Raw genomic sequence first — 11,812 nt, 5'->3', positions numbered from 1 at the left:
GGCCGATAAGTTGCGCGGCTTTTGCTGCAACTCAAGGGCCAACCGTGGCGCCGGGCCGCGATCGAGGCACCGCGCCGACCGCAAGGCCGGCGGATTCATCCGGCAATCGGCAAGGCCCGTGTGGATTTGATCTCCTTGAGCGAGAAGCTCGAATAGATCTCCTTCACGCCGGGCAGCGCGCGCAACACGTCGCGCGCGAACACGCCGAAACCTTCCAGATCGCGAGCCACCACTTCAAGCAGAAAATCGTAGCGGCCCGACACATTGTGACAGGCGATGACTTCCGGGATCTCGGCGATGCGCGCCTCGAAATCGCGGCTCAAGGGCTGGGCATGGCTCTCAAGCATGATGCTGACGAACGCGGTGACGCCGTAGCCGAGCTTCTTCGCATCCAGCACTGCACGATAGGCCTGAATGTAACCGTCGTCTTCCAGACGCCTCACTCGTCGCCAACAGGGGGATTGGCTGAGGTACACGCGCTCGCCAAGTTCGGCAGTGGTGAGGCGGGCGTTGTCCTGCAGCGCGACCAGAATCCGCCGGTCCGTAGCGTCCAGATTTTCGACGATCGTTTTATCCACTCACACCACCGTTTGCGCATTAGTCATGCGCACTCTATCGCCGTATCGGCATGGTTTGCAAAAATTCGGCCGGTCGAACTCGATAGGATTGCCGCATCGAAATGGCGATCTGAGGCGGGGTGCAGCATGACTCACGACAACCGGGCGCGCGGCTTTGCCACACGCGCAATCCACCACGGCTACGATCCGATGAGCCATCAGGGCGCACTGGTGCCGCCGGTGTACCACAGCAGCACATTTGCTTTCCCGAGCGTCGAACACGGTGCCGCCTGCTTTGCTGGCGAAGCGCAGGGCTACATCTACACCCGCATCTCAAACCCGACCCTGGCGCTGCTCGAAGCACGCATTGCGGCGCTGGAAGGCGGCGAGGCGGGCGTGGCCTTCGCATCCGGCATGGGGGCGATCACCTCCACGCTGTGGACCCTGCTCTCACCGGGTGACGAAATCCTGGTCGACACCACGCTATACGGCTGCACCTTCTCGTTCCTGCATCATGGGCTGGCGAAGTTTGGCGTGAGCGTTCGCCACTGCGACATGACCAGCACCGTCGCGGTGCAGCGCGCGCTGACGGCGCAGACCAAGGTGGTGTATTTCGAGACGCCTGCCAACCCGAATATGCGCCTGGTGGACATCCGCCAGGTTGCGATGCTCGCACGGGCAAACGGCGCGATCACGGTGGTCGACAACACCTACTGCACACCATACCTGCAACGGCCGCTGGAACTGGGCGCAGACATCGTGGTGCATTCGGCCACCAAGTATCTGAGCGGCCATGGCGACGTAACCGCCGGGCTGGTGGTGTGCGATGCCGCCACTGCAGAGCGGATCCGGCTCGTCGGGCTGAAGGACATGACCGGCGCCGTGCTGTCGCCGCTCGACGCCAACCTGGTGCTGCGCGGCATCAAGACCCTGGCGCTGCGCATGGAGCGCCACTGCGATAACGCCAAGGCGATCGTGCGCCTGCTTGCGCACCACCCGCTGGTCGAGCGGGTGCATTACCCGGACCTGCCGGACAACCCGCAACGCATGCTGGCGCTACGCCAGATGAAGCGCGCCGGCGGCATGATCGCGTTCGAACTCAAGGGCGGCATCGAAACCGGGCGCCGCTTCATGAACGCGCTGCAACTTGTGACGCGCGCCGTGAGCCTCGGCGATCCGGAGACGCTGGCACAGCACCCGGCCAGCATGACGCATTCGACTTACACGCCGGAGGAGCGCGCGGCACACGGCATCCCGGAAGGTCTGGTGCGTGTGTCGGCCGGCCTTGAGGATGCGGAAGACCTGCTCGCCGATATCGAACAGGCCCTTGCCGTCGCCGCGGTCGGCGTGCCAGGCGAGAGCGCGGCCGCGTAAGCGCTGGTCGCGCCATGCAAACAAAAACGGGCGCCCGAGGGCGCCCGTTTTGCTTTGTTCCGGCGGCATGCCGCCGGCCCTGTACGACAGATCAGTTGTGATAGGCCGATTCGCCGTGCGAGGCAATGTCCAGGCCCTCGCGCTCTTCGTCTTCCGCGACACGCAGGCCGATGAAGAGGTCGACCAGCTTGTACGCAACCAAGGACACAACACCCGACCAGATGACCGTGGTGCCAACGGCCCACAGCTGGCTCGTGACCTGCGCCGAGATGCTGTAGTCGCCAACCTTGTTGGCCACATAGTCGATGACGCCTGCGCCACCGAGGGCCGGATCCGCGAACACGCCGGTCAGGATGGCACCCAGGATGCCGCCGACGCCATGCACGCCGAACACATCAAGCGCGTCATCCGCACCAAGCAGCTTCTTCAGGCCATTGACGCCCCACAGGCAGATCAGGCCGGCAGCGAGGCCGATGATCAGTGCGCCCATGATGCCGACAAAGCCACAAGCCGGGGTGATTGCAACGAGGCCAGCAACAGCACCCGACGCAGCACCCAGCATCGAGGGCTTGCCCTTGATCAGCCATTCAGCGAACAGCCAAGCCAGCGCAGCCATCGCGGTAGCGACCATGGTGTTGGCGAAGGCCAGCGCGGCAGCACCGTTGGCTTCCAGGTTGGAACCGGCGTTGAAACCGAACCAGCCCACCCACAGCAGCGAAGCACCGATCATCGTCATCGTCAGGCTGTGCGGCGCCATCGCCTCACGGCCGTAACCGATACGCTTGCCAACCATGAAGGCACCGACCAGGCCGGCCATCGCAGCGTTGATGTGCACCACCGTGCCACCAGCGAAGTCGAGCGCGCCCTTCTGGAACAGGAAGCCAGCGGTCGCGGCGGCCTTGTCGGCAGCAGCAGCGTCGGTGTAGGCATCCGGGCCCGCCCAGTACCAGACCATGTGAGCGATCGGCAGGTACGAGAAGGTGAACCACAGCACGATGAACAGCAGCACCGCGGAGAACTTCATGCGCTCAGCAAAGGCACCGACGATCAGGGCCGGCGTGATTGCAGCGAAGGTCGCCTGGAACATCACGTAGATCAGCTCGGGGATATAGACGCCCTTCGAGAAGGTCGCTGCGCCCGAATCCGGGGTGATGCCCTTCAGGAACAGTTTGTCGAAGCCGCCGATGAACGCGTTGCCCTCAGTAAAGGCGAGCGAGTAGCCGAACACCGTCCACAGCACGACGCAGAGCGCGAAGATCACGAACACCTGCATCAGGATCGACAGCATGTTCTTCGAGCGCACGAGGCCGCCGTAGAACAGCGCGAGGCCCGGAATCGTCATCAGCGTCACGAGCAGCGTGGCAACGATCATCCAGGAGGTATCACCCTTGTTCGGGGCGGGGGTTGCGGCCGGTGCGGCAGCAGCCGGTGCAGCTTCCGCGGCGGCGGGCGCAGCAGCGGGCGCTTCGGCGGTGGCAGCCGGCGCAGCGTCGGCCGGTTTGGCGTCAGCGGCGGGGGCTTCGGCAGCCGGCTTGGCCGCTTCGGTGGTGGCAACCGCGCCGGTCGCCTCATTGCTCTGATCCGAGGACCAGGCCGGGGCTGCGATACCGACGGACAGCGCCGTCAGCAGGATCGCGAGCATCTTCTTCATGTCGAAATCTCCTTGTCTGCCTTAGAGCGCTTCAGCGCCGGTCTCGCCGGTGCGGATGCGGATAGCCTGTTCGAGATCGAAGACGAAGATCTTTCCGTCACCGATCTTGCCGGTGCTGGCGGCCTTCTCGACCGCTTCGATGACCTGGTCGAGCAGATCGTCGGCGATTGCGATTTCGATCTTCACCTTGGGCAGAAAGTCGACGACGTACTCTGCGCCGCGATACAGCTCGGTGTGACCCTTCTGACGGCCGAAGCCCTTGACCTCGGTGACGGTGATGCCCTGCACGCCGATCGCGCTGAGGGCCTCGCGCACCTCGTCAAGCTTGAACGGCTTGATGATGGCGGTGACGAATTTCATGTTGGCTCCTTGGGTGGAACGCGGCATCCCGGGGGAGGGATGCCGTGTGCTAAACCGGAATTAGAGAGTCTTGCCTACGGTGAAGAGGACGCGGCCAGCGCCCATGTCCTTGTCAAACGCGTTGTGATAGAACTCGCCCGCGTCGCCCTTGGCGTTGGTGCCGCTGTAGAAGAGGCCGAAGGTCAGGCCCAGCGCATCGGCGGTACCGCCCAGCTTGTAATCGGTGTAGGACGCGTCATCGAAGCCCTTGACGCTCTGGTAGCCCACGTGGGCAACCAGGTTCACACCCTCGGCAACCGGGAAGGTGCCCGTTGCATCAAGGTAGTAGCTGCCGCTGGTCTTGTCACCGTTCGGGGCCTTGGCGCCAAACAGGTTGGTGAAGGAGTACGAGCCCTTCAGCGTGATCCACTTGTAGCTGCCGGCCACGTAGCCTTCCAGCGTGTTCGGGCTGGTGAAGCCATCCGGATAGGTGCCCGGGTAGTAGTACTGCAGCAGGCCGACGTCGTAACCGAAGTCACCGGCCGTGCCCTTGTAGCCACCGTAGAAGTCCATCTCGATCGGGGCGCTGATACCGCCTGCATCGGACAGCCAGCTGATGTTCGACGCCCAGGTGCCGAGGTAGATGCCGCTCTCGTGCGCAAAGTCGATGCCGCCCTGAATGGCAGGCTTGTGGTTGGTCTGCGTGATCCCGCGATAGATGTATTCCGAGGCCAGCGTGAAGTTTCCGGTCAGCGTGTAGGGCGCCTTGGCTTCTTCGGCCATGGCCGAACCGGAAGCGGCAAAGCCAGCGATCAGGGCGGTAGCGATCAGGGTCTTGCGCATTTCAATCTCCGTCATGGGATGAGAATCGTGGTGACGGGCCTAATGCAGAATCCGTGCCACAGACTCGAAAACCCCGTCCGCGCACCGTTTGATCGCGCCTTGCGATGTCCCCGCCCGCATCGCCGCACCGTTTTGCCCCGCATCCGGAAGCAATTCGCACCACGACGGTGCGATTCCGGGTTTCCCCGCATGCCGCACTGTCCCGGTGCATGAAATGGCGCGTGCTAAACTGGCTGCAAGCCCTTGAAACCCTTACGGAGAGCCGCCATGGAGCCGCCCAAGTTCGTCGATGAGATCCAGAAGAAAGTAGCGGAACTGCTCGAGAGCAGCCCCGCGCGGGACATCGAACGCAACGCGAAGGCAGCGTTTGCATCGGTGCTGGGCAAGATGGATCTGGTGACGCGCGAGGAATTCGACGTTCAGCGCGAGGTGCTTGCGCGCGCACGTGAACAATTGGTGCGACTGGAAGCCCGCGTCATCGAGCTGGAAGCCGAACTCGCCCGCAGCAAGGCCGGCAACGAAAATAAGTGAATCAGTTTCATCTGATTCGCCAGAAACTTTCGCTGGAATGACGGAGTCTGTGGCTCTAGCATGCAGTAAATACTGAACCGCATCGAACGATTGCGGACTGCATGCAGAGAGCCCACAGACATGACAACAGCCCCAACGCAATACACCCGCACCGCGATCGCACTGCACTGGCTGATCGCGCTGCTGATCTTCATCGCCTTCCCGGTCGGCCTTTACATGGTCGACCTTCCCCTCTCCCCGCAGAAACTCAAGATCATCAGCTGGCACAAGTGGGCCGGCATCACGGTGCTCGCGCTGGTGCTGGTGCGCATCCTGTGGCGCGCCACACATCGCCCGCCCGCCTTGCCGGATTCCATGAGCGGCATCGAAAAGCTCGCCGCGCATGGCGCACATCACCTGCTCTACCTGCTGATGATCGCGGTACCGATGGCCGGCTGGCTGATGAGCTCGGCCAAGGGCTTTCCGGTGGTCTGGTTCGGAGTACTGCCGCTGCCCGATCTGATCGGCAAGAGTGAACCGCTCGCCGAGTTCTTCGAGGAAGCACACGAAATCCTCGCCTGGTTGATGGCACTGATCGTCGTTGCGCACGCAGCGGCGGCAGTGAAGCACCACTTCGCAGCACGCGACGGCGTCCTTGCCCGCATGCTGCCCTTCCTGAAGTAAGCGGAGTCCCAACATGAAGATTCTCGTCACGGCCCTCGCGGCCGCCGCCCTCGCTTTGCCCGCTGCCGCCGTCGAATACGGCACGCTGGATCCGGCCAAGAGCAGCCTCGCCTTCACGTCCAAGCAGATGGGCGTGCCGGTCGACGGCAAGTTCAACAAGTTCAAGGTTGCGCTGAGCTTCGACCCGGCGGCCGTACAGAAGGCCAGCGCAGGGTTTGAGCTGGAGCTCGCCAGCATCGACGCCGGCAGCAAGGAAGCCAACGACGAGGTGGTGGGCAAGGATTGGTTCAACGCGAAGCAATTCCCGACCGCGGTGTTCAAGTCCACCAGCGTCAAGGCACTCGGCGGCAATCGCTTCGAAGTGACCGGCCCTTTGACGATCAAGGGCCGCACGCAGAACGTGACGGCGCCGTTTACCTACAAGGCTGACGGCGCCAACGGCGTGTTCGAAGGGGCCTTCACGATCAAGCGTCTGCAGTTCGGCATCGGCGAAGGCCCATGGGGGGACACCTCCACGGTCGCCGACGATGTGCAGATCAAGTTCCGCCTCGTCGCCGCTGCGCGCAAGTAATCCGGATCACCGATCGCCGGCACCCACCGGGGCCGGCGACACCACTCACCCCGCAACAGGAGTCACCCAAATGAAGAAACTGATCATCGCTGTCACGCTCGCCGCCCTGTCGGGCGCCGCCGCAGCCGCCGCAGAAACCTACAACTTCGACCCGACCCACACCTGGCCGAGCTTCGAGATCAACCACTTCGGCCTGTCGACACAGCGCGGCCGTTTCGACAAGACCACCGGCAAGGCGGTAATCGACTTCGCCGCCAAGAAGGGCAGCGTCGAGGCCGTGATCGAGACCGGCTCGATCAACATGGGCTTCGAGAAGTGGAACGACCACCTGAAGTCGGAAGACTTCTTCAACGCCGCCAAATTCCCGACCATGACCTTCAAGTCGGACAACCTCACGTTCGACGGCGACAAGCTGGTCGGCGCCGACGGCACGCTGACGATGCTGGGCGTGACCAAGCCGGTCAAGCTCGCGGTCAGCAACTTCAAGTGCGTGCCGCACCCGATGCTGAAGGTGCAAGCCTGTGCCGGCGACATCAGCACCACGATCAAGCGCTCGGACTGGGGCCTGAACAAGTACGTGCCCTACGTCAGCGACGAAGTCACGATCAAGATCCCGGTCGAGTCGCTCAAGCAACAGTAAGCCGCACTCAGCCGCAAGAGTAGGGGCGCCCATGGGCGCCCTTTTTTTCTGCCGGCGCCGAGAGTCGATCGACCCGCCCCGCCCGCTCTGCCATCATGCATGGCCCGACCGAGAGACGACGCATGCGACGCACGCACCTCACCCTCCTGATCGCCGGCCTGCTTGCGCTGGCGCCCGCCCACGCCGCCAAGACGCTGGTCTACTGCGCCGAGGGCAGCCCCGAATCACTGACCCGGCTGTTCGCCAACGGGCAGAACACCGCCGACGCCGGCGCACAGATCGCCGACACACTGCTCGATTTCAAGCCCGGCACCGCCGAACTGCAGCCGGCGCTGGCCGAGTCGTGGACGATCTCGCCCGACGGCCTGAGCTACACCTTCAAGCTGCGCCGCGGCGTGAAGTTCCACCGCAGCGCGAGCTTCACACCGAGCCGCGACTTCAACGCCGACGATGTGCTGTTCACCTGGAACCGCCAGGCAGACAAAAGCCACCCGTACCACACGCTCGCCGGCAACCTCGCCTTTGTGCAGTTCAACAACCTGCGCATGGACGAGAACGTGGCGCGACTCGAGAAGCTGGACGACTACACGATCCGCTTCGTACTGAAGAAGCCCGAGGCGCCGTTCCTCACGCGCATGAGCTTCGACATGCTCGGCATCCAGTCTGCCGAATACGCCGCGAAGCTCAGCGCCACCGGCACGCCGGACAAACTGGACCGCGAGCCGATCGGCACCGGCCCGTTCCAGTTTGCTGGCTACCAGAAGGACACCGCGATCCGCTACAAGGCATTCGATCAGCATTGGCGCGGGCGGCCGAAGATCGACGCACTGGTATTCAGCATCGTTCCGGATGCCGCTGTGCAGTTTGCAAAGCTGAAGACCGGCGAGTGCCATGTGTCCACCTCGGTGAAGCCGGCCGACGTTGCACAGATCGAGAAGACGCCCGGCCTGAACCTGGTCCAGCAGCCCGGCCTGAACACCGGCTACATCGCGCTCAACACGCAGAAGAAGCCCTTCACCGACGCCCGCGTTCGGCAAGCGCTGGATCTGGCAATCGACCGCGCCGCGATCCTCGGCGCGGTGTATCAGGGGCGCGCCACGCTCGCGAAGAGCCTGCTGCCGCCCGCCTACTGGGCCGCCGACGCCAAACTGCCGGCCCTCGCCTACGCCCCCGACAAGGCGAAAACGCTGCTCGCCAGTGCCGGTTACCCGCAAGGCTTCGACATGGAGCTGTGGTACCTGCCGGTCGTGCGCCCGCACAACCCGGACGGCAAGCGCATGGCCGAAATGATCCAGGCGGATCTCGCCAAGATCGGCGTGCGCGTGAAACTCGCCACCTTCGAGTGGGGTGAATACCTCAAGCGCAGCCGCGCGGGCGAACACCAGGCCCTGATGTTCGGCTGGCTCTCGGGCAATGGTGAGCCGGACAATTACTTCGAGCCGCTGCTCTCCTGCGACGCAGCCAAGAGCGGTGGCAACCTCGCACGCTGGTGCGACCCGGCATTCGAGGATCTACTGCAGCGCGCCCGCCGCACCAGCGACCGCGCCGAGCGAACGAAGCTCTACGCGAAGGCGCAGGAAGCGCTGCGCGAGGCCGTACCGCAACTCCTGATCGCGCACGGCAACCGCTTCGGCGTTACGCGCAAGGAAGTCACCGGCTTTGTGCTGGAACCGACCTACGGCCTGAACTTCCAGAACGTCGATCTGGCACGCTGAGCCCATGCACACGATCATCGAGACCGAACGCCTGCGCCTGCGCCCTTTCGTCGAAGCCGATGCCGCGGCCTACATGCCGCTGGTGACCGACCCGGATGTGGTGCGCTACGCCGGCGGCCCCGGGCCGGATACGCTGGAAGGCGTGCGCGAGATCCTGAGATCCGCGCCGCTTGCCGACTATGCACGCTATGGCTATGGCCGCTTTGCCTGCGAGTGGAAAGCCAGCGGCGAGCTGATCGGATTCAGCGGCCTCAAGTACCTGCCGGAATTCAATGAAACCGAACTCGGCTATCGCTTTCTCACCCGCTACTGGGGGCAAGGGCTTGCCACCGAGGCGGGGCTCGCTTCGCTTCAGTTCGCAAAGAACACGCTGGGCCTCGCACGGGTGATCTCGGTGATCCACCCCGACAACCATGCATCGAAGCGCGTCGTGCAGAAGCTGGGATTCAGGCTCGAAACTCATCGCGAATACCCGCCCTTGCCCGGTGTGCAGGTGGAGATCTGGGCCGGCGATTTGCGCTGATCGCGCGGCGCGCGATTGAACGCGGCGAAGCCGCGCGGCTATGATCCGGCAAACAAGAGACCGACCGCCCACACGGCGGCCGGCATGCATCGCCCCAGGTTCGGAAAACCATGGGGCTGTGGACAAGCTCCGCGCCGGGCGCGCTCGCGGTCATTCGCGTGCGCTACAAGGCGTGGCGAGGAAGCAAGGGGGGTGCCCTTGCAACGAGCCGCAACGCGGTAGCGTGCGCGAATGACCCGAGCCCGGAGGGTTGCCCTCATTGGCCCCGCGTGCTGCGTTGCGCTTCTTGCGAAGGGCGCCACCCTTCGCTGCGTCGCGCGCCTTGCCCGCGAAGCCAATGAGGGCAACGCGCTCCGGCGCGGAGCTTGTCCACAGCCCCCAGGAGAGATCGATGTTCATGTTGCGCCTCGCCACGGCCGCGCTCGCTGCCGCGCTCACGCTGCCCGCCCTCGCCGCGAAGACCCTCGTGTACTGCTCTGAGGGCAGCCCCGAAGGTTTCAATTCGCAGTTCTTCACCACCAACACCACGCATGACGCGGCCTCTGCCCAGCTGATGAACCGCCTGGTCGAGTTCGAGGTCGGCACCACCAACATCGTGCCTGGGCTCGCGACCAGCTGGGAGATCTCGCCCGATGGCCTCGCCTACACCTTCCACCTTCGCCGCGGCGTGAAGTTCCACACCACGCCAAAGTTCAAACCGACGCGCGACTTCAACGCCGACGACGTGATGTACTCGTGGTACCGCATGGCGGACCCGAACCATCCCTTCCACAAGAACAGCCCCGGCCAGACCTACGCCTACTTCGACGATATGGGCATGGGCAAGATCGTCGAAAAACTCGAAAAGCTCGACGACAACACCGTGCGTTTCAAGCTGCGCCAGCCCGAAGCGCCCTTCCTCGCCAACATGGCGATGGACTTCATGTCCATCCTCTCGGCCGAGCATGCCGAGAAGATGAAGGCTGCCGGCACGCCCGAACTGATCGACCGCGAGCCGGTTGGTACCGGCCCCTTCGCGCTGGTCAGCTATCAGAAGGACGCGGTGATCCGCTACAAGGCGCATGAACAGTACTGGGACGGCAAACCGGCGATCGACAACCTGATCTTCGCGATCACGCCGGATGCCTCGGTGCGCTACGCCAAGATCAAGGCCGGCGAGTGCCACCTGATGGCCTTCCCCAAGCCTGCCGACCTCGCGCAGATGAAGGCCGACCCGGCGATCAACCTGATGACCAAGGAAGGGCTCAACGTCGGTTACCTCGCGCTCAACACCGAGAAGAAACCCTTCGACGACAAGCGCGTGCGCCAGGCCATCAACATGGCGATCAACAAGAAGGCGATCCTCGACACGATTTACCAGGGCGCCGGCCAGATGGCGAAAAACCCGATCCCGCCGATCATGTGGGGCTACAACGACCGGGTGAAGGACTACGACTACGCCGTCGACAAGGCCAAGGAACTGCTCGCCAAGGCCGGCCTGAAGGACGGCTTCGAGATGGAACTGTGGTATCTGCCGGTTCAGCGCCCCTACAACCCGGACGGCAAGCGCATGGGCGAGCTGATCCAGGCGGATCTCGCCAAGGTCGGCGTGCGGGTCAAGCTCATCACTTACGAATGGGGCGAGTACCGCAAGCGCAGCAAGGCCGGCGAACACCAGGCCATCATGTTTGGCTGGTCCGGCGACAATGGTGACCCGGACAACTTCTTCACCCCGCTGCTCTCCTGCGACGCGGTGAAGGGGGGCGGCAACAACGCCAAGTGGTGCAACAAGGAATTCGACGATCTGATCGCCAAGGCCACCCGCACCGCCGATCGCAAGGAGCGTGCGAAGCTCTACGAGAAGGCGCAGGAGATCGTGAAGGACGAAGCGCCCTGGGTGCCGATCGCCCACTCGGTCCGCTTCGAACCCGTGCGCAAGGAAGTGAAGAACTACAAAATGGCGGCGGTGCCGGTCAGCCACTTCCTCTCCAAAGTCGACCTCGCGAAATAGCCAACGCGCAGCGGCGCCACCCGCCTGCTGCGCGCACCCTTCCACAGGAGCTTCGGAACATGTCCAGCAACGCCTACGCCAACACCGTCATCGTCGTCGGTAACGACGGCCTCGGCCATGGCGACGACACACTGCGCCGCAAGGTCATCGCCACCTACTTCCGCACGCTGTTCGAGAGCGGCAACCTGCCCCAGGCGATCCTGTTCTACACCCGCGGCGTGCTGCTCTCGGCGGACGACTCGCCCTGCCTCTCCGAACTGAAGGCGCTCTCTGATGCCGGCGTACCGCTGATCATCTGCCGCACCTGCCTCGAATACTTCAAGCTGATGGACCGCGTCGCCGTCGGCGAAATCGGCAACATGCTGAACGTGATCGAGGCGCAAGGCGCAGCGGAGAAGGTCATCACCCTCTGACG

General features: G+C 63.8%; 13 protein-coding genes. 9 read left to right on the top strand and 4 right to left on the bottom strand.

Annotated features, from left to right (window positions below):
• Positions 1 to 95: 95 nt before the first annotated feature.
• Positions 96 to 578: an Lrp/AsnC family transcriptional regulator gene (locus HH302_RS12855; protein WP_206254319.1), complete on the bottom strand. Its 483-nt coding sequence runs from the start codon at positions 576 to 578 to the stop codon at positions 96 to 98.
• A gap of 126 nt (positions 579 to 704) precedes the next feature.
• On the opposite strand from HH302_RS12855, the gene HH302_RS12850 reads away from it, so the two are divergent.
• On the top strand, positions 705 to 1,931 hold the full coding sequence (locus tag HH302_RS12850) for a methionine gamma-lyase (RefSeq protein WP_172202547.1): 1,227 nt from the start codon (positions 705 to 707) through the stop codon (positions 1,929 to 1,931).
• A 91-nt stretch (positions 1,932 to 2,022) separates the two neighbouring features.
• On the opposite strand, the gene HH302_RS12845 is transcribed toward HH302_RS12850, so the two are convergent.
• Genes HH302_RS12845 through HH302_RS12835 form a run of 3 tightly spaced genes read right to left on the bottom strand, consistent with a single transcriptional unit; the run spans position 2,023 to position 4,764 of the window.
• On the bottom strand, positions 2,023 to 3,582 hold the full coding sequence (locus tag HH302_RS12845) for an ammonium transporter (protein ID WP_172202546.1): 1,560 nt from the start codon (positions 3,580 to 3,582) through the stop codon (positions 2,023 to 2,025).
• Between the two features lie 21 nt (positions 3,583 to 3,603).
• Positions 3,604 to 3,942 carry a P-II family nitrogen regulator gene (gene glnK / locus HH302_RS12840; protein WP_172202545.1) on the bottom strand — a complete coding sequence of 113 codons (339 nt, stop codon included), beginning with the start codon at positions 3,940 to 3,942 and terminating at the stop codon, positions 3,604 to 3,606.
• Positions 3,943 to 4,002: 60 nt separating this feature from the next.
• On the bottom strand, positions 4,003 to 4,764 hold the full coding sequence (locus HH302_RS12835) for a TorF family putative porin (protein WP_172202544.1): 762 nt from the start codon (positions 4,762 to 4,764) through the stop codon (positions 4,003 to 4,005).
• Positions 4,765 to 5,031: 267 nt separating this feature from the next.
• Between HH302_RS12835 and HH302_RS12830 the strand changes: the two genes are divergently transcribed.
• From HH302_RS12830 to yedF, 8 genes are all read left to right on the top strand, one after another.
• Positions 5,032 to 5,295: an accessory factor UbiK family protein gene (locus tag HH302_RS12830; protein WP_172202543.1), complete on the top strand. Its 264-nt coding sequence runs from the start codon at positions 5,032 to 5,034 to the stop codon at positions 5,293 to 5,295.
• 120 nt (positions 5,296 to 5,415) lie between these two features.
• Entirely contained in the window at positions 5,416 to 5,958 is a 543-nt protein-coding gene (locus HH302_RS12825; RefSeq protein WP_172202542.1) for a cytochrome b, read from the top strand.
• Between the two features lie 13 nt (positions 5,959 to 5,971).
• On the top strand, positions 5,972 to 6,529 hold the full coding sequence (locus HH302_RS12820; RefSeq protein WP_172202541.1) for a YceI family protein: 558 nt from the start codon (positions 5,972 to 5,974) through the stop codon (positions 6,527 to 6,529).
• A 70-nt stretch (positions 6,530 to 6,599) separates the two neighbouring features.
• On the top strand, positions 6,600 to 7,169 hold the full coding sequence (locus HH302_RS12815) for a YceI family protein (protein ID WP_172202540.1): 570 nt from the start codon (positions 6,600 to 6,602) through the stop codon (positions 7,167 to 7,169).
• 122 nt (positions 7,170 to 7,291) lie between these two features.
• A complete protein-coding gene (locus HH302_RS12810) occupies positions 7,292 to 8,884 on the top strand; it encodes an ABC transporter substrate-binding protein (RefSeq protein ID WP_172202539.1) in 1,593 nt (530 codons plus the stop codon).
• A gap of 4 nt (positions 8,885 to 8,888) precedes the next feature.
• A complete protein-coding gene (locus HH302_RS12805; RefSeq protein WP_172202538.1) occupies positions 8,889 to 9,407 on the top strand; it encodes a GNAT family N-acetyltransferase in 519 nt (172 codons plus the stop codon).
• A gap of 391 nt (positions 9,408 to 9,798) precedes the next feature.
• Positions 9,799 to 11,397: an ABC transporter substrate-binding protein gene (locus tag HH302_RS12800; RefSeq protein ID WP_172202537.1), complete on the top strand. Its 1,599-nt coding sequence runs from the start codon at positions 9,799 to 9,801 to the stop codon at positions 11,395 to 11,397.
• Positions 11,398 to 11,456: 59 nt separating this feature from the next.
• A complete protein-coding gene (yedF, locus tag HH302_RS12795) occupies positions 11,457 to 11,810 on the top strand; it encodes a sulfurtransferase-like selenium metabolism protein YedF (protein WP_172202536.1) in 354 nt (117 codons plus the stop codon).
• Positions 11,811 to 11,812 lie beyond the last annotated feature (2 nt).

The sequence above is a fragment of the Niveibacterium sp. COAC-50 genome, from assembly GCF_013184235.1.
Classification (GTDB): domain Bacteria; phylum Pseudomonadota; class Gammaproteobacteria; order Burkholderiales; family Rhodocyclaceae; genus Niveibacterium; species Niveibacterium microcysteis.
This window is presented reverse-complemented; position numbering and strand designations above follow the sequence as displayed.